Source organism: Nonomuraea sp. NPDC049709, from assembly GCF_040674815.1.
In the GTDB taxonomy this organism is placed as follows: domain Bacteria; phylum Actinomycetota; class Actinomycetes; order Streptosporangiales; family Streptosporangiaceae; genus Nonomuraea.
The window spans coordinates 38,243-56,165 of the sequence record NZ_JBFANM010000059.1; the positions used below are offsets into that span (position 1 = coordinate 38,243).

Genomic DNA, 17,923 nt, shown 5'->3' on the forward strand with positions numbered 1-17,923 from the left:
CACGTTCTTCCCGCCTCATACATGTCGTGCGGAGCGGGGTGGAGCGTTACATAAATCCCTGTAACACCACCCAAACCATCACGATAAGGAGGCCAGAAGGCGCATCGCGCTGCGCGGGGGAAACTGGAGACCGTCTTCATGAGTTCTTTGGCCATCGTTACGCCCACGTACGGACCCGACGCCGAACTCTTCGCCCATCTGCACCGATCCGTCCTGGAGTTCACCTCCGACGACACCGTGCACCACGTGGTGATCTCGCCGTCCGACCGGGCGCTGTTCGCCGGCTACGCCGGGCCGCGCTGCCGGATCTGGACGTATCCGGAGATCCTGCCGCGCCGCATCCTCCGGCTGCCCGGCGTCGGGCTGTGGGTCAACGCGGCCCGGCCGTGGCCGCCGCTGCGCGGCTGGATCATGCAGCAGGTGGCCAAGATGGCCGTCGCCGCGCGGCTGGAGTCGAAGGTGGTGCTGGTGGCCGACTCCGACGTGGTCCTGGTCCGCCCGGCCACCCCCGACCTGTTCGTACGGGACGGCCAGGTCTGCCTGTACCGGGTCGGCGACGGGGTGCACGAGGGCATGCCCGACCACGTCACCTGGCACCGGGTCGCCCGCGCGCTGCTCGGCCTGCCGGCCTCACCCGCGCTGCCGAAGCCGGACTACGTCAGCTCGCTGGCGTGCTGGGACCCGGCCGTCGTCAGGGCGATGCAGCAGCGGATCGCCGAAACCACCGGCCGGCCCTGGATCGACGCCTTCGCCGCGCACCTGCAGGTCTCGGAGTTCATCTGCTACGGCGTGTACGCGGACGAGCTGCTGGAGACCCCGGCCCCGGTCAACAACACGCTCTGCCACTTCATGTGGGACACCAACCCGCTGGACCAGGCCGGCGCCCTCGCCTTCGCCGACCGCCTGCCGCCCGAGGCGGTCGGCATGATGATCTCCGCCAAGTCGCACACGCCGATGGAGGCCAGGACGGCCGCCATCCGCCGCTGCGCTCAGGTGGCCGGGTCCGGCTGATCGTCGTCCGGCTTGATCGCCGGGAAGGTCTGGGTGTCCGCGTCGCCCAGTTCCGGGCCGTCCGGCGGGAACTCCGCCAGCGTCCCCAGCGGCGCCTTGACACCGTTGCCCACGACCACTTCCGCCACGCGCGCGGGCTCCTCGACGGCCTTGCCCGCCTCGCCCTTGCGCACCGGACCGTGGCCGAACTTGACCAGCGTCCCCTGCATGGGGTCCGCGTCGAGGTCGGGCGCGATCACGGTCACCGGCTCGGGCGCGGATTCAGGCTCCGGCGTCGCTTCCAGCACAGGCTCGAGCACAGGGTCGAGCACAGGGTCGAGCACAGGGTCGAGCACGCGCTCGGGCTGCCCGTCCGGCTCGGCGGTGGCGTCGCGGGCCCCTCGCAGCCGCTGGTATCCGTAGGCCACGCCGAACCCGCCGACCACGCCGAGCAGTCCGCCGCCCGCCGTCGCCATCAGCCGGTCCTGGATGACGAGCCTGGGCACGGAGGCGGGCATCACGTCGAGGATGCCGATGTGCGTGCTGATCGGCGCGCCCAGAGCCGTCTGCCAGGTGGCCAGCTCCACCCGCACCCGGCGCTGCGCCTTGATCATGACCTCCTGGACCGTACCGGGAGAGGTGCTCTCCACCTCCAGGTAGATGAACGGCCCGTTGGTGCTGATGCTCAGCAGGTCCGGATTGGTCCGGCCGTCGTTGATGGTCAGGGTGGTGGGCCCGCCCTCGGGGGCACCGATCTCGGCGGCCACGTCCTCGGTGTTCGTGGACAGGATGAGGATGCCGGCCGTGGTCCGCAGCGCGTCGCTGAACTGCAGCAGCGGATTGGTCAGCCCCGGCTTGCGCAACGGCTCGGTCTCCAGCGTCCCGCCGGTGGCGGGGATGGTGAGGACCATGGAGGCCGTGGACACGTAGCGGCTGGGCAGCAGGAAGTACGCGGCCAGGGCCAGCCCGATCGTGGCCAGTGCGATGGGGATCCCGACGGCTCTCTTCCTGGCCAGACCGAAAATAGTCTTCCAGAAGCCCACTATTATTTGCCCCCGTCAGCGTTGTACCGGTACAAACAGGAAATCGCGCTGTTCACTGGACGTGTTACACCAGCCGTGCCATTGCCAGCAATTTCCGGCTCCGGTGCGCGACCGTACGGCGCTGGCGGCGCGCGTACATGCGCACCACGGCGGACCGCGCCCGGCGGCGCCGCTCCGGCGTGAGCTCCGCCTCCGCCACCCATCGCAACAGCTCGCGCAGCTGGAGCGTGTTGGCCAGGCGGGCCTGCCAGGGCGGCACGTCGAGCCGGCGGGCGACGCCCGCGATCCGCTCGACCCGCGTGTTGCGGTACGCCAGCACCTCGGGCACGTGCGCCCACGGGCCGGCCAGCGCGAGCTTGGCGGCGAAGACCTCGTCCTCGCGCAGCATGTTCCGCCGCGGGATCTCGGTCGCCGGGCCACGCCGCAGCAGCCCGTAGAGCGGGTCCATCAGCAGCGGGCTCTCGTTGAGCAGCCGGAGCAGCTCGGAGAGGCGCTCCACGGGGTCGTCCGAGCCCAGGCCCGTGCCCTCGTACGGGCTGGTCCTGGTCACCCCGTCGGGCCCGGTGTAGCCGACCTGGGTGGTGACCAGGATGATCCGCTCGTCGGCCGCGAAGGCCGCCATGGCCCGCGAGAGGCAGGCCGGGTCCAGCCGGTCGTCGTCGCCGATCCAGCGCACGAAAGCGCCCTTGGAGATCCGCGCGGCGTGCATGAAGTTGTTCAGCAGGCCGACGTTGTGCGGGTGCCGGTGGTAGACGATCCGGCGGTCGCCGGCGGCCAGGTCCCTGCACAGCTCCTCGGTGCCGTCGGTGGAGGCGTTGTCCGAGATGACCAGCTCCAGGTGCCCGTGGTCCTGCGCGAGCACCGATTCGACCACGCCTTCCAGCCGTTCGGCGCCGTTGCGTACCGGCAGTGCGATCGAGACCAGTTCAGAGCCGGGCATGGGCCCTCCCTTGGTTCAGCAGTCGTCTGAGTGTCGCCGGCGGCGTGGCGAGCAGCGCGAAGACCAGCAGCCCTGACCCGCCGACGACGAGGAGTTCGAGCAGCGGGTCGCCCTCGAACGTCCCGGTGAACAGCACCATGAGCAGGCCGGCCCCCAGCGTCGCCAGCGCGGGGCGGACCAGCCCGGGCAGGATCGGCTTGACGCGTACGCCGTGCCGGTGCAGCAGCAGCACGCTCAGCGGCAGCGCGACGAGGACGGCCACGACGGCGTGGCCGACGGCCGCGCCCCTGATGCCGCCGTAGTGCGCGCCGGCCAGCAGCGCGGGCAGCAGCGCGACCGCCCAGACGAGGTTGAGCCAGACCGTGCTCTTGGTCGCGCCGATCGAGATGAGGATGTCCGTGGCCAGGAACGACGTGATCATGCGCACGACCATGACGACGGCCAGGAAGCGCAGCACCCCCGCCGCCGGGTCCCAGCGGGGCTCGTAGAGGAACGCGACGAGCGGATGCGCGAGCGTGGCCATGACCAGCGCCACGGGCAGCACGAAGGACAGCAGCAGCGGGACGGATCGCCGCACGCCCTCCGACAGCGAGTCGCCCTCCTCGGCCAGGCGGGAGAAGCTGGGCAGGGAGACGTAGCGTAACGCCGTGCCGATCAGCCCGGGCACCCAGCTGGAGACGTTGAAGGCGAGCAGGTAGTAGCCGAGCTGCTCCTCGCCGAGCACGGCGCCCACGACGACGAAGCTGGAGTTCATCAGCACGGCCTCCAGGCCGAACCCGGCCGCGGACGGCAGGCCGAAGCGCAGCAGCCGGCCGGCCACGGCCCGGTCGAAGCCGTACACGAAGGGCATCCTGGCCAGGGCGAGAACGATGACGCCCGTGACCACGGACGCGGCCAGCTGGCCCCACGCGAAGCTGTAGGCGCCCGCGCCGCCCACGGCCAGCGTGATGGCCAGGGCGGCGTTGACGGCGAAGCCGGCCAGGTTCGCGATGGCCAGCTTGTCCTGCGCGAACTCGCGCATCAGCGCGGCGCTGCGCACCGCGGTCACCGCCTCGACCAGGATGACCGCGGTGAGCAGCCGCACGACGCCGGTCGCCTCCTCGCTGCCGGCCAGCGCGGAGAAGTACGGAGCCCCCGCCCAGAACAGCCCGTAGAGCCCGGAGGCGAAGAAGAACGCGAGCACCGTGGCGGTGGGCGCGATCTCGTCGAGCCGCCCCCGCCACTGGATGACGGCGGCCATGATGCCCGCGTCCTTGACGACCATGACGAACTGCGTGGCCGCCAGGGCGACCGCGTATATACCGAAGTCCCCGGGCGCGAGGAGGCGCGCGAGCACCAGGCTCATGACGAAGGAGGCCGCCTTGGTCACCGTGTTCCCGAGGAGGCTCCATCGCAGTCCACGACCCGCCTTGCGGCCGATGGATTCGACGTTGTCGTTCATTCCCGCCTTTTCATACCGCTCGTTCCAGCCAGATCTCCCGCCAGAACGGCACGAACTCGCGGGGGCAGTTGAGGCTGTGCACCCCCTCGCAGACGACTTCCTCGAGCACGATGCACGGGTTCTTCATGTGCAGCATCGCGCCGGTCTTCTCGTCGATGCACCGCTCGACCCTGGCCTGCACGCGCGCCGTCCTCCCGCAGTAGCGGGCCATCTCCTGCTCGAAGCCCATGCCGCGGTTGAGCAGGTCGGCGTTGAGCGTCTTGAGGATCTCCTCCTTGGGCTTGACCCTGACCAGCTCTCCCGGGCGCAGGTCGAGGGTCTGCGCGGGCGTGGGACCCGTGACCCGGCCCTTGAGGAAGCCCCACGGCAGCCCGCTCCTGAGCCACAGCCGCCGCGGCAGCACGCGCCTGGCCAGGTGCTGCAGCCGGTTGAACAGCCCGATGGCCAGGCTCTGCAGGGTCCTGAGCGGGCCCACGTTGCCCGAGCGCACGTCGGTGACGTACTGCGTGACGTTCTTGAGCGGCAGGCACGTCGGCGCGGCCCGCAGCAGCTCGGTGGCCTGGCAGGCGAAACGTTCCGCTCCGCCGTCGCCGGCCGGCTTGCGCGTGTTGACCTCGAGCAGCGGCAGCAGCCGCGGCTCCTGGACCGGAGGCGCGGGCTCGCCCGCCACCCGCCTGATCCAGGCCTCCTTCCAGTACAGGGAGCAGGCGGTCTGGCAGCCACCGTGCGCGGACCCGTCGCACCGGGCCCCCGTCAGGTGAACGGCGCGCTCCATCTTGCGCAGCCCGGTGCGGGCCTGGGTGTCGCACAGCTTGTGCGCCACTTTGTGCACGGTGAGCCGCCGGCCGCAGTAGGCCAGCATCTCGGGCATGAACGGCAGCCCGTCGAGCTCGCCACGCTCGTCCAGCGTGGCGAGGATCTCGGCCTCGCTTCGTACTTCCACCAGGTCTCCGACCCTGAAGTTCAGCACGCCATCTCCTTGACCAGTCCGGCCGCCAGCAGCGCCTGAGCCGCGTCCTCCAGCGCGGCGAACGGCATGTCGGAGCGCTGGGCGATGTCGAGCAGGCTGTGCTCCCCGTCGGACAGGTTCAACACCCATAACATCGCCATCTGCGCCTGTTTCGTGTCACTCCGCCCTCCGAGCGAGCCGTACAGGCCACGTCGGCCCAGTTGCGGTTCGCCGTAAGGGCTGAGGTTGAGCAGGGTGCGATCTCCCTCCAGCACCCGGGTGACCTGCCAGAGCGTCTCCAGCGTGTCGGCCAGGGCGGTGGGGGTGACGAAATTCGGGTTGTCTCCCGACGTGTGATATTCCGGATATCCGGCGTACGGCGTCCTGGTGAGGCTGCCGAACGGCAGGTTGAAGCCCGGCGAGCAGAACTGCCGCTCGTCGTAGCCGTACGGTGAGAACGGCAGCACGTCGTGCGGCCGGTCCTTGAGCACGTGCGTCACGGCCCGGTCGATGCCGGCGTCGCCGCGCCTGCTGCGCTTGTACGTGAGCGACCCGGGATCGCCCGCGCAGGCCAGCGTGAGCCCGTGCGCGATCCGGTGCACGCGCTCCCTGTTGAGCGCCAGCCAGGTGATCGCGCCGATCGTGCCCGGCATGAACAGGAAGCGATAGGTGAACCGGGGCCGCCCCCGCTGCCCGGCCAGCCGCCGGGCCAGGCCCGTCGCCACCGCGATGCCGGCCAGGTTGTCGTTGGCCAGCGACGGATGGCAGGTGTGGCAGGAGATGACCACCTCCTCCTCGGTCCTGCCGGGGACGACGTGCTCGGCGATGGTCAGCGAGCCGTCCTGGAGCGTCGAGTCGATCAGCACCTCGTACGGTCCCTCGTCCAGCGCGTCGAGCGTGCTCTGGCGCAGGCAGAAGCCCCAGGTCTCGGCGTAGTAACCGGTCCGGTAGGGGATCAGATCGGGCTGCTCGGGCAGCGTGTGCAGATGTGGGCGCAGCTCGGCCAGCGAGTACGTCCCCGACACCGGCACGCTGTAGCCCACCACGTGCAGGTTCGACTCGCGGAAGTCGACGACCCGGCGCCCCGTGGCGTCCTTGACGTAGGCGTCGCGGATGTTCCACTCCTTGGGCACCGTCCAGTCGAGCACCTCCGTGCCGGTCGGCACCTCGGTGATCTCCAGCGGGACGTGCTCGCCGACGATCTCCAGCGTGGCCCGCACGCCGTCGCCGGTGATGCTCCTGCACAGCGGGTACAGGCGCTCGACCAGGGCGTGCAGCTCGGCCCCCGTCATGGTCGCAGCTCTTCGCCGATCGTCCCGTCGAGCCTGCGGTCCGACAGCCTGGCCAGACGCGTGAAGCGGCGCTCGAAGTCGTACCTGGTCAGCCCGTGCGCGCGGTAGGCCTCGGCCAGCTCGGCCGCGCCCGCCTTGACCGTCCAGCGGGCCTCGTAGCCGGGCAGCGCCGCCCGTACCCGCGCGAAGTCGACCCGGTAGGAGCGGGGGTCGTTGCCGGCCTCACCGGTGATCACCAGCCGGGCGCCCGGCACGGCCTCGGCCACCTCCCCGGCGATCTCGGCCACGGTCACGTTGTTGCCCTCGGTGCCGATGTTGAAGGCCCGCGCGTGCACGGCCTCGCGCGGCGCGTCCAGCGCGAGCAGGAACGCCTCGGCGATGTCGCGCGCGTGCACCAGCGGCCGCCACGGCGTCCCGTCCGACAGCACCCGCACCTCGCCGGTCAGCACGGCGTGCCCCACCAGGTTGTTCAGCACGATGTCGGCCCGGAGCCGGGGCGAGAAGCCGAAGGCCGTGGCGTTGCGCATGAAGACCGGGGTGAAGTCGGCGTCGGCCAGCCCCACCAGGTCCTCCTCGACACGCACCTTCGACTCGGCGTACGGGGTGACCGGCTTGAGCGGCGCGTCCTCGTTCACCAGCTCGTCGCCGCCCGAGGCGCCGTAGACCGAGCAGGTGGAGGCGTACAGGAACCTGCGCACCCCGGCGTCCTTGGCCAGGCGGGCCAGCCGTACCGAGGCGTGGTGGTTGATGTCGTAGGTCAGCTCCGGCGCGAGCGAGCCGAGCGGGTCGTTCGAGAGCGCGGCCAGGTGAGCCACCGCGTCGATGCCGGTCAGCAGGTCCGGCGGCACGTCCCGCAGGTCCACGGCGTGGCCGGGCGGGTCGGCCGGAGGGGGGCCGAGCACGCAGTCGGCGAACAGGCCCGAGTCGAGGCCGATCACCTCGTGTCCGGCCGCCGCCAGCACGGGGGCCATCACGCTGCCCAGGTAACCCTGGTGCCCGGTCAATAGGATCCGCACGTCAGTCTCCAGCAAGATCGATGGTCAGCTTGGTCACGTGGAAGGCCTCGGCGTAGCGGGCCCCGCACTCGATGCCGCGGATGCGGGCGAGCCCGAGGAACGCCTCCCGGTCGTACCAGGGGCGGTGTCTCTGTGAGGGGTAGTGCTCCTGCAGCAGCCGCACCTTGGCCTCGGCCACCTCGTCGGCGAGCGGGTGGTGGACCGAGGGGCGGCCGAGGTCGCCGTCCCACTTGACGATCTCGTAGCCGAGCACGAGATGGTCGCGGTAGACCGTGGGCACGAGCTCGGCCAGGCCGCGGTGGTCCTGGTGGGCGTCGCCGCGCCAGGGCGCGACGATCAGGTCGGGGGCGGGCTGGGCGGCCCGCAGGTCCTCCAGGGCGTTCTTGGCCTCGTCCCAGTGCGCGGGCAGGCGGCCGTCCGGGATCTTGAGCACGGTGAGCCGGAGGTCGGCGCCGGGGCAGAACGCGGCGAGCGCGGCCCGCTCCTCGCGCTCGCGGTCGGTGCCGCCGCCGGACAGCACGAGCGCGTCCACGCGCAGCCCGGGGCGCGCGGCGCAGAGCGTGAGCAGGGTCCCGCCCGCCCCGATCGCGAGGTCGTCGCAGTGCGCGCCCAGGGCCACGACCGCGTCCGTACGCGCGGGCCGCAGGCCGATCACGTTTCCCACAACGCCCACGGCCGTTCGCCGCGGGCCCACGAGCGGTCCAGCTCCAGGCGCTGGTTCACGGTGTCGCTCGGCCGCCAGTAGCCGCGGTGCGGGTACGCCATCAGCCGCCCGCGCTTGGCCAGCTCGGCGCAGCCGTCCGCGACCAGGTCGCCCTGCTCCGGGATGTGCTCGAAGACCTCCTGGCGCAGCACGAAGAAGCCGCCGTTGACCCAGAGCGGCATCTCGCTGACCGGGGTGATGCCGCCCACCAGGCCGCCCTCGCTGACGTCGATGACGTGGAAGGTGTTCGTGGGTGGGACCACCATCATCGAGGCGCCGGCGTCGGAGGCGGTGAAGCGGTCGATGATGTCGGGCAGCGGGGCGTCGGTGAGCACGTCGGCGTAGTTGGCCAGGAACATCTCGTCGCCGTCCAGGTACGGGCGCACCCGGCGCAGCCGTTCGCCGATCGACGAGTCGAGCCCGGTGTCGATCAGCGAGACCGACCAATCCGAAATATCTGTGGATAACAGCTCGGCCCGGCCGTTACGCAGGACGAAGTCGTTCGACGCCGTCTCCTTGTACGTCAGGAAGAAGTCCTTGATGTGCTGCGCGCCGTAGCCCAGGCACAGGATGAACTCCTTGTGCCCGAAGTGCGCGTAGTAGCGCATCACATGCCAGACCAGCGGGCGCGGGCCGACGAACTGCATCGGCTTGGGCATGTCGCCGCCGGGCAGGTCGCTGCGCATCCGGGTGCCGCGACCGCCGCAGAAGAGGACGACCTTCACACGACCTCCAGCGTGGGGATGGGGAAGACCAGCCGGCCGCCCCAGTCACGGATGTAGGAGAGCTGGTCGACCAGCTCGTCACGCAGGTTCCAGGGCAGGACGAGGACGTAGTCCGGCCGGTCGGCGGCGATGCGCTCGGGCGGGAAGATCGGGATCCGGGCGCCCGGGGTGAACCTCCCGTGCTTGTACGGGTTGCGGTCCACGGTGTACGGCAGCAGGTCAGGCCGTACCCCGCAGTGGTTGAGCAGCGTGTTGCCCTTGCCCGGCGCCCCGTAGCCGACCACCGTGCTGCCGTCCTCGGCGGCGGCGACGAGGAAGCTCAGCAGGTCGCGCCGGACCTTGGCCACCCGCTCGGTGAAGTCGATGTAGCCGGAGATGTCGTGCAGCCCCGCCGCCTTCTCCATCGCCAGCACGTCGGCCACCCGCTGCGAGGGCGTGCCCGACGGCCGGGCCCACAGCCGGATCGAGCCGCCGTGCGTGGTCAGCAGCTCCACGTCCACCAGCGTCAGGCCGCCACTGGCCAGCGCGCGCTGCGCGGAGGCGACCGTGTAGTACTGGAAGTGCTCGTGGTAGATCGTGTCGTACTGGTTGAGCTGCATCAGCGTGAGCAGGTGCTGCACCTCGATCGAGACCGAGCCGTCGTCGGCGACCAGCGTGCGCAGCCCCTCGGTGAAGCCGATCACGTCGGGGATGTGCGCGTAGACGTTGTTGGCGACCACGTGGTCGGCGGTGCCGTGCTCCCGCACCACGGCCCGGGCGCTCTCCGGCGTGAGGAACGCCGTCACCGTCGGCACCCCGCGCTCCCTGGCGGCCTGGCCCACGTTGACCGACGGCTCGATGCCCAGGCAGCGCGCCCCCCGGTCCAGCACGTGCCGCAGCAGGTAGCCGTCGTTGCTGGCCACCTCCACCACGAACGAGTCGGGCCGCAGGTCGAGCCCCGCCACGAAGGAGCGCGCGTGCTCCACCCAGGAGGCGGAGTAGGAGGAGAAGTAGGCGTAGTCGGTGAAGGTCTCCTCGGGGGTGATCAGCGGCGGGATCTGCGCCAGCCAGCACGACGTGCACACGCGCAGGTGCAGCGGATAGGTCAGCTCGGGCTCGTCGAGCTGCTCGGCCGTGAGGAACCGCTCGCAGGGCGGCGTCGCCCCCAGGTCGACCACGCTCGTGAGGTCGGTGGAGCCGCATAACCGGCAAGTCTTCATCCACATGCTCCAAGAAGTTGATGTTCCGCTCGGCCCGGTGATCTCGTTACTGTCGGGTCATGGATCCCCTCGGCATCGACGGCGCCTGGCGCCACACGCCGCTCGTCCACGCCGACCCCCGCGGCTCGTTCTTCGAGGCCTACCGCGCGGCCGACCTGCCGCGGCGGTTCGAGCTGGCCCAGGTCAACTGCTCCGTGTCCGCCCGCGGCGTGCTGCGTGGCGTGCACTTCGCCGACGTGCCGCCGGGGCAGGCGAAATACGTGATGTGCCTGTCGGGCAGCGTCATGGACGTCGTCGTGGACATCCGCGTGGGATCCCCCACCTTCGGCCGGTGGGAGGCCCTGACGCTGGACGACGAGACGCGGAGCGCCGTGCTGATCGCCGAGGGGCTGGGCCACGCGTTCATGGCGCTCAGCGAGCAGGCGACGGTCGCGTACCTGTGCTCGGAGCCGTACGCGCCGGGCCGCGAGCACGGCATCCACCCGCTCGACCCGGCCCTGTCGATCGGCTGGCCGGCCGGCGTGGAGCCCGTGCTGTCGGAGAAGGACGCCAAGGCGCCCTCCCTCGACGAGGCGCTCGCGACCGGGCTGCTGCCCGGCTACCAGGTGTGCCGGGAGTTCTACGCCACGCTGCACTGACGGCTCCTCGACAGGACGGGCCAGGCCGCGTGCAGCGCCGCGCGCCAGTGCCGGATCGGCTCCCACCGGGTGTGCGCCAGCACGCTGTTCGCCGGGCGGGCGGCGGGGCGCGGGAAGGACGAGGTCGGCACCGGGCGCACCCGTCCGGGATCCTCGCCCAGCAGCGTGAAGATCTCCTTGGCGAACCCGCACCAGGTCGTCTCGCCCTCGCTCGTGCCGTGATAGACGCCCGGCGGCAGGTCCGACTGCGCGAGCCGGACGAGGTAGTCGGCCAGATCGGCGCTCCACGTGGGCTGGCCGCGCTGGTCGTCGACCACGTTCAGGGTCCGCCGCTCCCCGGCCAGCCTGATCATGGTCCGCGCGAAGTTGGCGCCGTGCGCGCCGTACAGCCAGGCGCTGCGCACCACGTAGTGCCCGTGCTCCAGCGCCGCCCGCTCTCCCGCCAGCTTGGTCCTGCCGTAGGCGTTCACCGGCCCCGTCGGCGCGTCCTCCGGGTAGGGCAGGAGGCCGGTCCCCGCGAAGACGTAGTCGGTGGAGACGTGCAGGAGCCGGGCCCCGACCCGGTCGCACGCCTCGGCCAGCCAGCGCACCGCGCTCCCGTTGACCGCGAGCGCCTCGGCCTCGTGCGTCTCGGCGTCGTCCACCGCGGTCCAGGCGGCACAGTTGATCACGGCTCTGGGCCGGTAGGCGGAGACGAAGTCGTGCACCGCCCGCCTGTCGCGCACGTCCAGTTCACCCCGGCCGAGCGCGAGCACCGGCTCGCCGGTCAGCGCGGTCCGGTCGAGGACGTCGGCGGCCAGCATGCCACCCGCCCCCGTGATGAGCCACCTCATGCCGCCTCCTGGCATAAACGGGTGATCACTACCGGGCCCACCAGTCGCGGTGCTCGGCGTACCAGCGGACGGTGTCCTTGAGCCCCTGCTCGAACGGGACCTCCGGCCGGTAGCCGAGGGCCCGCAGCTTGGCGTCGTCCAGGGAGTACCTGCGGTCGTGGCCCTTGCGGTCGGCGACGTACTCGACCATGTCCCAGTCCTGGCCGCAGGCTTCGAGCAGGCGCGTGGTGAGCTCCTTGTTGGTCAGCTCCGCGGTGCCCGCGATGTGGTAGACCTCGCCCGGGCCGCCCTTCTCGGCGACCAGGCGGATGCCCGCGCAGTGGTCCTCGACGTGGATCCAGTCCCGTACGTTGCCGCCGTCCCCGTACAGCGGCACCTTCCTGCCCTGCAGCAGGTTCGTGATGAACAGCGGGATGACCTTCTCGGGGTACTGCCTGGGGCCGTAGTTGTTGCCGCAGCGGGTGATCGAGACGTTCAGGCCGTACGTGATCGCGTACGCGCGGGCGATCAGGTCGCCGCTCGCCTTCGACGCCGCGTACGGCGAGCGGGGCCGCACCGGCGCGGCCTCGTCCCAGGAGCCGATGTCGATCGAGCCGTAGACCTCGTCGGTCGACACCTGCACCACCTTCGGCACCTCGGCCTCCAGGCACGCCTGGAGCAGCGTCTGGGTGCCGAGCGCGTTGGTGCGCATGAACTCGGCGGCGCCCTCGATCGAGCGGTCCACGTGGGACTCGGCGGCGAAGTTCACCACCAGGTCGTGCCCGGGGACCAGGTCGGCCAGCAGGTCGGCGTCGCAGATGTCCCCGTGCACGAACTCGTGCCGCACCCCGTCGAGGTTGGCGCGGTTCCCGGCGTACGTGAGCTTGTCGAGGACCGTCACGTACCCGTCATGGAGGTTCCGGACGAAGTGGGAGCCGATGAATCCCGCACCACCCGTCACCAGAATTCTTGTCATGAACTGATCTGTACCTTGCTGTGATCGCCCAGCACCAGACGGTGGGCTCTGGGCGTGTTGGGCGCGGGGGTGACCTCGACGTCGTGGCCGATCAGCGACGACTCGATGCGGCCGACCCCGGCGATGGAGGCCCTGGGCAGCACGATCGAGTACTCGATCTCGCTGCCGATGATGGCGCAGGCGGCGCCGATCGAGGTGTACGGGCCGACGTAGCTGTCCTGGATCCGGGCGCCCGCACCGATGATCGCCGGGCCGACGACCCGGGACCGCTCGACCACCGCGCCCGGCTCGACCGCGACGCGGCCGATGAGCTCGCTGGCCGCGTCCACGTGCCCCTGGATCCGCCGCTCCACCGACTCCAGGACCAGCCGGTTGACCTCCAGCATGTCGGTGACGTTGCCGGTGTCCTTCCAGTAGCCCGAGATCACCGAGGACTCGACGCGCATCCCGGCCTCGATCAGCCACTGGATGGCGTCCGTGATCTCCAGCTCGTCCCGCCACGACGGCTTGAGCTCCGCCACCGCCGCGTGCACGGCCGGGCTGAACAGGTAGACGCCGACCAGCGCCAGGTCGCTCTTGGGCCGGGCCGGCTTCTCCTCCAGGCCGACCACGCGGCCCGCGGCGTCGAGCTCGGCGACCCCGAACTGGCGCGGGTCGCCGACCTGGGTCAGCATGATCTGGGCGGCGGGCCGCTCCCTGGCGAACCTGTCCACCAGGTCGTTGATGCCGCCGACGATGAAGTTGTCGCCCAGGTACATGACGAAGTCGTCGTCGCCCAGGTAGTCGCGGGCGATCAGCACGCCGTGGGCCAGCCCGAGCGGCGCCTCCTGCCGCAGGTACGTCACCTGCAGCCCGAACGCCGAGCCGTCGCCCACCGCCTCCTCGATCTCCGCGTGCGTGTCGCCCACGACCAGGCCCAGCTCCCGGATCCCGGCGGCCGCGATGGCCTCCAACCCGTAGAACAGGACCGGTTTGTTCGCGACCGGGACCAGTTGCTTGGCCGAGGTGTGGGTGATGGGTCGTAGCCGTGTGCCCGACCCCCCGGCGAGCACGAGTGCTTTCACCGTTAGTACGCCCCTTCTCCACGGGTGACGACGGACCAGGTCTTCCACAGGATCTGCAGGTCGAGGATGAGCGACCAGTTCTCCACGTACCGCAGGTCGAGGCGTACGGACTCCTCCCAGGTCAGGTCGGAGCGACCGCTGACCTGCCACAACCCGGTCATGCCCGGCTTGACCACCAGGCGGCGGCGGACGTCGGCGCCGTACTTGCCGACCTCTTCCGGCAGCGGCGGCCGGGGGCCGACGAGGGACATCTCTCCGCGGAGGACATTGAGCAGCTGGGGCAGCTCGTCGAGGGAGTATTTCCGCAGGAAAGCGCCTACCCGAGTGATCCTTGGATCGTTCCTAATCTTGAAGAGCACCCCGTCGAACTCGTTCGCATCGAGTAACGCGCTCTTGAGCCGTTCCGCATCAACCACCATCGTACGAAATTTCACGACACGGAACTCTTTGCCGCTTTTGCCGACCCGCACCTGGTGGAACAGGGCGGGACCCGGGCTCGTCATGCGGATCATCAGCGCGATCGCCAGCAGCGGCAGGGCCAGCACCACGAGCGCGGCCCCCGCCACCAGGCGGTCGAAGACCGTCTTCACGAACTGCCGCATGCCGTCGAACTCGGGATGCTCCACGTGCAGGAGCGGCATCCCCGCGACCGGCCTGATGCTGATACGCGGCCCGGCCACGTCGAGGAGGGCGGGGGCCACGAAGAGATCGGTGCGCGCGGTCTCCAGGCTCCAGGCCAGCCGGCGCAGCGCCGCCCCGTCCAGCTCCGGGCAGGCCAGCACGGCCACGGCGTCCGCCTGCTGCCGCTCGACCGCGCTCGCCACGTCACCGAAGGACCCCAGGACCGGGATGCCGTCCACGTCGACGTCGAGCGTGTTGTCCGGAAGGCAGGCTCCCACCACCCGCATTCCGTGATACGGCTGCCGCCTGAACTGCACCACCAGGTCGAGGATCGACTCCCGGTGCCCGACCGCTATGACCTGGCGCATGTAGTCGCCCACCGCTCTCCTTCGGTGGAGCCGCTTGCGCATCCGGTATCGGTAATAGAGCGTGATCAGCAGGGCCAGCGGCAGCATCGCCATCACGAAGCTGCGCGCGATCACCGCCTGCGTGGCGTAGGCCATGATGGCGACGGTGGCCATCAGACCGATGCCGCCGTTGAAGACGGCCTTGAACTCCTCCGTTCCCTCGCCGTTGGCGCGCTGGCGATACGCCCCGCTCATCAGGAGCGCGACCGGCCAGGCGATGACGAGACCGAATCCCAGCAGGTATTCGGCCAGTGGAATGTACGCGCCGGCGATCAGCCGGATGCCCAGCACGCATACGCATGCGAGCAGCACGCAGATCGTGTCCCCGCATAACAGGAGCCGTAAGTACGCCCGCGTCCAGATGCTGGACGCGCGGCGTGGTACGGCCTCGAGGAGCACGACAGCGGACTCCCCAGTCCCCACCCTCATAGCACCACCCTGACAACTCTGTGCACCGCGATAACTTGACGTTCCTTGAACCACATGGGTTGACAAGTCCCACGCACAACAAGGGCGGCGGCCCCCACTAAAGAGTAAAGATCGAGTCCGGCGCGGGGAATAACGTCAAACGTCCACAATCGGACGTTTGCCGGGCGGCTGGAGGGGTTGACGGAACGGTCCACAAGTGGCAGCAGTTCCGTAGGGAAATGGGAGTTTTACGGCGACATTTCAGCAGGTTGCCGTTGCGTGAAGCGGCTAGTCGTACTCGAGGTCCGGCAGCGCCGACGGCGGATCCGGGCTGCGCCAGACGACCACCACCCCGTCGTGCGCGGAGTCGGCGGCCAGGGTCAGCCGGTCGAGGTCGAAATCGGGCAGGTAGCGCAGGCGGGCGAGGAACGTGGCGTCCGTGGCCGAGCGCGGTACGACACAACCCTCGCCGTCGCGATCGAGCAGGATGTAGAGGACGTCTTCCCCGGATTCGGTGACGACACGGACCTCCACCACGTCCTCCCAGGCGAGGGCTTCGACGCTACCGTCCGCATAGTGACGAGTGACGCCCTCTTCCGTGACATACACGTAGGAGTCCGGCATCGGATTGCCGTGCATGGCCGCGATTCTTGCGAGTTCCGGGGCAGTCCCGCAAGGGTTCGCGCTCAATGGTGCTCATGCCCACCCCAATCACCTCAATGACCCCGCCCTCAGCCCCCGGCGGGCCGGCTCAATGACCCCGCCCCTCACCGCCCCAGGAGTGGCTGAGATGCGCCGCCACGGCCGCCCGCGCCGCCTCCTGCGGCCCGTCCGCGATGGCGTCGAGCAGCTCGCGATGCTCGCTGATCAGCACGTCGCGGTCCTTGTACACCTCGCGCAGCCGCACCAGCCCGAGCCTGGTCTCAGCGGACAGCGCGCCGTAGAGCCGCTCCAGCCGCGGGCTGCCGACCGCCTCGATCAGCGCCTGGTGCAACGCCATGTGCTCGGCCACGGTCTCCGACCAGGGCGCGTCGTGGGGCAGGGCGGCCATCCGGTGCAGCGCGGCCTCGGCCCCCGGCACCGTCCGCCCCGCCACGGCCTGCGCCATGAGGTCCTCCAGGGGGCGGCGGACGTACATGAGGTCTTCGAGGTCCGAAAGCGTCACTTCCGGGACATAGGCGCTGCGGTTGCGTTCACGCCTGAGCACTCCCTCGTTGACCAGGCTCGCCAGCGCCTCGCGCACGGTCGGCCTGGCGACGCCGTACGCCGCGGCGATCTCCTGCTCGGGCAGCGCGGTGCCGGGTGGGATCTCGCCGGACAACACCCTGCTGCGCAGGGCGTCCGCGAGCGCGCCGACGGTGGAGACGGGTCTGAGCGGCAAAGTCACGGCTGCGACTCTAGCTCCCTTTCCGGCCTTCTTTCCGGCCTCCTGTCTGGTACGGCCACCGCCACGAGGCTGAGGCCCAGCAGCACCAGCCCGGCGACGGAGACCGGGGGCAGCCGCTCGCCCAGCACCACCAGGCCGAGCAGCGCGGCGACGGCCGGCTCGGCCAGGGCCAGCGTGGCGGCCGTGGCCACGGGGGTGGTGCGCAGGCCCCGGCCGTACAGGAAGTAGGACAGAGCCGTGGTCCCGAGCCCCAGGTAGAGCACGGCGAGCAGCGCGCGCGGCTCCGCCGTCCATCCGGCCCCGCTCACCACCAGCACGGGCAGCATGATCAGCGCCGCCCCGCCGAACATCACGCCCATCACCGCGTTGGACTCGCCGCCCTGGCCGATCGCCCGGGCCGCCATGACGGCGTAGAAGGCATAGAGCAGCCCGCCCACCAGCGCGAACAGGATCCCCGAGACGACCTGCGCACCGGCCTCGGCATCACCTCCCGCGATCAGCGCCGCGCAGCCGCAGATCGCCGCGGTGGTGGCCAGGGTCCAGCGCCCGCTGGGGCGGCGGCCGTGCAGCACCCAGGAGAGCAGCCCCGTGAAGACCGGCCCGCTGCCGATCGCGACGACGGTGCCGATGGCGACGCCGGTGCGGCCGACGGCGGCGAAGAAGCAGAGCTGGTACGCGGCCACCGCGACCGCTCCCAGCAGCAGCCCCGGTCGTACGACCCGGCGGAGGCCGGCCCCGGCCAGGAGCGCGAGAGCGGCACCCCCGATCACCAGCCGGGCGGCCGCCAGGGCCACGGAGTCGGCGGAGACCAGCAACCCGGCCGTCCCGGCGGTGCCCCAGAGCACGGAAGCGCCCACGACGGCAAGGGGTCCATTTCTCATGGCCCCATTATGCCGTCATTGTCAGACAATCAGACACTCGATTTTGCCTAGCTGTCTGACAACTCCTCCAGAAGCTGCTCGATCACCCGCGCCGCCGGAGCCGCGACCTCCCCCGCGTAGTCGTCGAACACGGCCAGCCCGTCGTGGATCCCCGGCACGCTCTTGCGCGGCAGGTCGAGCAGGGTCTCGGCCTCCGCCGTGATGCCGCCCTCCACGTGGAAGGCGTTGCCGGAGGCGACGATGGAGACCTCGAACCGCACCTCACGGCCGTCGGGCAGCATGAAGAGCGCGCCGACGCGGGCTCCCGCGGGCGGGAAGAAATAGGAGAAGCGCTCACTTCTCACGAAGGGATGACGTAATTCGGCGAGAATCTCCGACGCCCGACCCAGGGCCGCCAGCAGCCCGGCCGCGGCCAGACTCTCGCTGTCCAC

Annotated in this window: 19 protein-coding genes; 2 read left to right on the top strand and 17 right to left on the bottom strand. The window is 70.6% G+C overall.

The window, feature by feature from the left end:
• Window positions 1–138 precede the first annotated feature (138 nt).
• Window positions 139–1,011 (top strand): DUF6492 family protein, encoded by an 873-nt coding sequence (locus tag AB0J69_RS43225; RefSeq protein WP_364130515.1) that lies wholly within the window; start codon window positions 139–141, stop codon window positions 1,009–1,011.
• On the opposite strand, the gene AB0J69_RS43230 is transcribed toward AB0J69_RS43225, so the two are convergent.
• The 9 genes from AB0J69_RS43230 to AB0J69_RS43270 all read right to left on the bottom strand — a co-directional run bounded on the left by AB0J69_RS43230 (window position 990) and on the right by AB0J69_RS43270 (window position 10,298).
• The gene (locus AB0J69_RS43230) at window positions 990–2,033 is read right to left on the bottom strand and encodes a hypothetical protein (RefSeq protein ID WP_364130517.1); all 1,044 of its coding nucleotides are present in this window, start codon (window positions 2,031–2,033) and stop codon (window positions 990–992) included. The genes AB0J69_RS43225 and AB0J69_RS43230 overlap by 22 nt on opposite strands.
• A 64-nt stretch (window positions 2,034–2,097) precedes the next feature.
• Window positions 2,098–2,973 (bottom strand): glycosyltransferase family 2 protein, encoded by an 876-nt coding sequence (locus AB0J69_RS43235; RefSeq protein ID WP_364130519.1) that lies wholly within the window; start codon window positions 2,971–2,973, stop codon window positions 2,098–2,100.
• On the bottom strand, window positions 2,960–4,414 hold the full coding sequence (locus tag AB0J69_RS43240) for an oligosaccharide flippase family protein (protein WP_364130522.1): 1,455 nt from the start codon (window positions 4,412–4,414) through the stop codon (window positions 2,960–2,962). Before AB0J69_RS43240 ends, AB0J69_RS43235 begins: the two co-directional genes overlap by 14 nt.
• A 10-nt stretch (window positions 4,415–4,424) precedes the next feature.
• Window positions 4,425–5,384, bottom strand: coding sequence for a hypothetical protein (locus AB0J69_RS43245; RefSeq protein ID WP_364130524.1), 960 nt, complete (start codon window positions 5,382–5,384; stop codon window positions 4,425–4,427).
• Window positions 5,378–6,655, bottom strand: a complete 1,278-nt coding sequence (locus AB0J69_RS43250) for a DUF4910 domain-containing protein (protein WP_364130527.1) — start codon at window positions 6,653–6,655, stop codon at window positions 5,378–5,380. Before AB0J69_RS43250 ends, AB0J69_RS43245 begins: the two co-directional genes overlap by 7 nt.
• Window positions 6,652–7,671 (bottom strand): SDR family oxidoreductase, encoded by a 1,020-nt coding sequence (locus AB0J69_RS43255; protein WP_364130529.1) that lies wholly within the window; start codon window positions 7,669–7,671, stop codon window positions 6,652–6,654. Before AB0J69_RS43255 ends, AB0J69_RS43250 begins: the two co-directional genes overlap by 4 nt.
• 1 nt (window position 7,672) lies before the next feature.
• Entirely contained in the window at window positions 7,673–8,335 is a 663-nt protein-coding gene (locus AB0J69_RS43260; protein ID WP_364130532.1) for a PIG-L family deacetylase, read from the bottom strand.
• Entirely contained in the window at window positions 8,323–9,099 is a 777-nt protein-coding gene (locus tag AB0J69_RS43265; protein ID WP_364130534.1) for a glucose-1-phosphate cytidylyltransferase, read from the bottom strand. The genes AB0J69_RS43260 and AB0J69_RS43265 overlap by 13 nt, the downstream gene beginning before the upstream one ends.
• Window positions 9,096–10,298, bottom strand: a complete 1,203-nt coding sequence (locus tag AB0J69_RS43270; protein ID WP_364130536.1) for a class I SAM-dependent methyltransferase — start codon at window positions 10,296–10,298, stop codon at window positions 9,096–9,098. The genes AB0J69_RS43265 and AB0J69_RS43270 overlap by 4 nt, the downstream gene beginning before the upstream one ends.
• A 59-nt stretch (window positions 10,299–10,357) precedes the next feature.
• Between AB0J69_RS43270 and rfbC the strand changes: the two genes are divergently transcribed.
• Window positions 10,358–10,936: a dTDP-4-dehydrorhamnose 3,5-epimerase gene (rfbC, locus tag AB0J69_RS43275; protein ID WP_364130538.1), complete on the top strand. Its 579-nt coding sequence runs from the start codon at window positions 10,358–10,360 to the stop codon at window positions 10,934–10,936.
• On the opposite strand, the gene rfbD is transcribed toward rfbC, so the two are convergent.
• The 8 genes from rfbD to AB0J69_RS43315 form a co-directional block, all read right to left on the bottom strand.
• Window positions 10,918–11,769, bottom strand: coding sequence for a dTDP-4-dehydrorhamnose reductase (gene rfbD, locus AB0J69_RS43280; protein ID WP_364130541.1), 852 nt, complete (start codon window positions 11,767–11,769; stop codon window positions 10,918–10,920). The genes rfbC and rfbD overlap by 19 nt on opposite strands.
• A 28-nt stretch (window positions 11,770–11,797) precedes the next feature.
• Window positions 11,798–12,724: a dTDP-glucose 4,6-dehydratase gene (rfbB, locus tag AB0J69_RS43285; RefSeq protein WP_364130543.1), complete on the bottom strand. Its 927-nt coding sequence runs from the start codon at window positions 12,722–12,724 to the stop codon at window positions 11,798–11,800.
• Window positions 12,721–13,788, bottom strand: a complete 1,068-nt coding sequence (locus AB0J69_RS43290) for a glucose-1-phosphate thymidylyltransferase (protein ID WP_364130546.1) — start codon at window positions 13,786–13,788, stop codon at window positions 12,721–12,723. Before AB0J69_RS43290 ends, rfbB begins: the two co-directional genes overlap by 4 nt.
• A gap of 2 nt (window positions 13,789–13,790) precedes the next feature.
• Window positions 13,791–15,245 (bottom strand): sugar transferase, encoded by a 1,455-nt coding sequence (locus tag AB0J69_RS43295; protein ID WP_364130549.1) that lies wholly within the window; start codon window positions 15,243–15,245, stop codon window positions 13,791–13,793.
• A gap of 267 nt (window positions 15,246–15,512) precedes the next feature.
• Complete coding sequence (locus AB0J69_RS43300; RefSeq protein WP_148433120.1) at window positions 15,513–15,863, bottom strand: hypothetical protein; 351 nt, start codon at window positions 15,861–15,863, stop codon at window positions 15,513–15,515.
• 112 nt (window positions 15,864–15,975) lie between these two features.
• Window positions 15,976–16,611, bottom strand: a complete 636-nt coding sequence (locus AB0J69_RS43305) for a GntR family transcriptional regulator (RefSeq protein ID WP_364130552.1) — start codon at window positions 16,609–16,611, stop codon at window positions 15,976–15,978.
• Window positions 16,608–17,492, bottom strand: coding sequence for an EamA family transporter (locus AB0J69_RS43310; RefSeq protein WP_364130555.1), 885 nt, complete (start codon window positions 17,490–17,492; stop codon window positions 16,608–16,610). The genes AB0J69_RS43305 and AB0J69_RS43310 overlap by 4 nt, the downstream gene beginning before the upstream one ends.
• Window positions 17,493–17,539: 47 nt before the next feature.
• Window positions 17,540–17,923 carry a hypothetical protein gene (locus tag AB0J69_RS43315; RefSeq protein ID WP_364130557.1) on the bottom strand — a complete coding sequence of 128 codons (384 nt, stop codon included), beginning with the start codon at window positions 17,921–17,923 and terminating at the stop codon, window positions 17,540–17,542.

Coding starts and splice junctions, on each gene's coding strand:
- rfbC (WP_364130538.1), top strand. CDS start 10,358: ATGGATCCCCTCGGCATCGACGGCGCCTGGCGCCACACGCCGCTCGTC.
- AB0J69_RS43225 (WP_364130515.1), top strand. CDS start 139: ATGAGTTCTTTGGCCATCGTTACGCCCACGTACGGACCCGACGCCGAA.
- AB0J69_RS43295 (WP_364130549.1), bottom strand. CDS start 15,245: ATGAGGGTGGGGACTGGGGAGTCCGCTGTCGTGCTCCTCGAGGCCGTA.
- AB0J69_RS43310 (WP_364130555.1), bottom strand. CDS start 17,492: ATGAGAAATGGACCCCTTGCCGTCGTGGGCGCTTCCGTGCTCTGGGGC.
- AB0J69_RS43250 (WP_364130527.1), bottom strand. CDS start 6,655: ATGACGGGGGCCGAGCTGCACGCCCTGGTCGAGCGCCTGTACCCGCTG.
- rfbB (WP_364130543.1), bottom strand. CDS start 12,724: ATGACAAGAATTCTGGTGACGGGTGGTGCGGGATTCATCGGCTCCCAC.
- AB0J69_RS43240 (WP_364130522.1), bottom strand. CDS start 4,414: ATGAACGACAACGTCGAATCCATCGGCCGCAAGGCGGGTCGTGGACTG.
- rfbD (WP_364130541.1), bottom strand. CDS start 11,769: ATGAGGTGGCTCATCACGGGGGCGGGTGGCATGCTGGCCGCCGACGTC.
- AB0J69_RS43270 (WP_364130536.1), bottom strand. CDS start 10,298: ATGAAGACTTGCCGGTTATGCGGCTCCACCGACCTCACGAGCGTGGTC.
- AB0J69_RS43235 (WP_364130519.1), bottom strand. CDS start 2,973: ATGCCCGGCTCTGAACTGGTCTCGATCGCACTGCCGGTACGCAACGGC.
- AB0J69_RS43300 (WP_148433120.1), bottom strand. CDS start 15,863: ATGCACGGCAATCCGATGCCGGACTCCTACGTGTATGTCACGGAAGAG.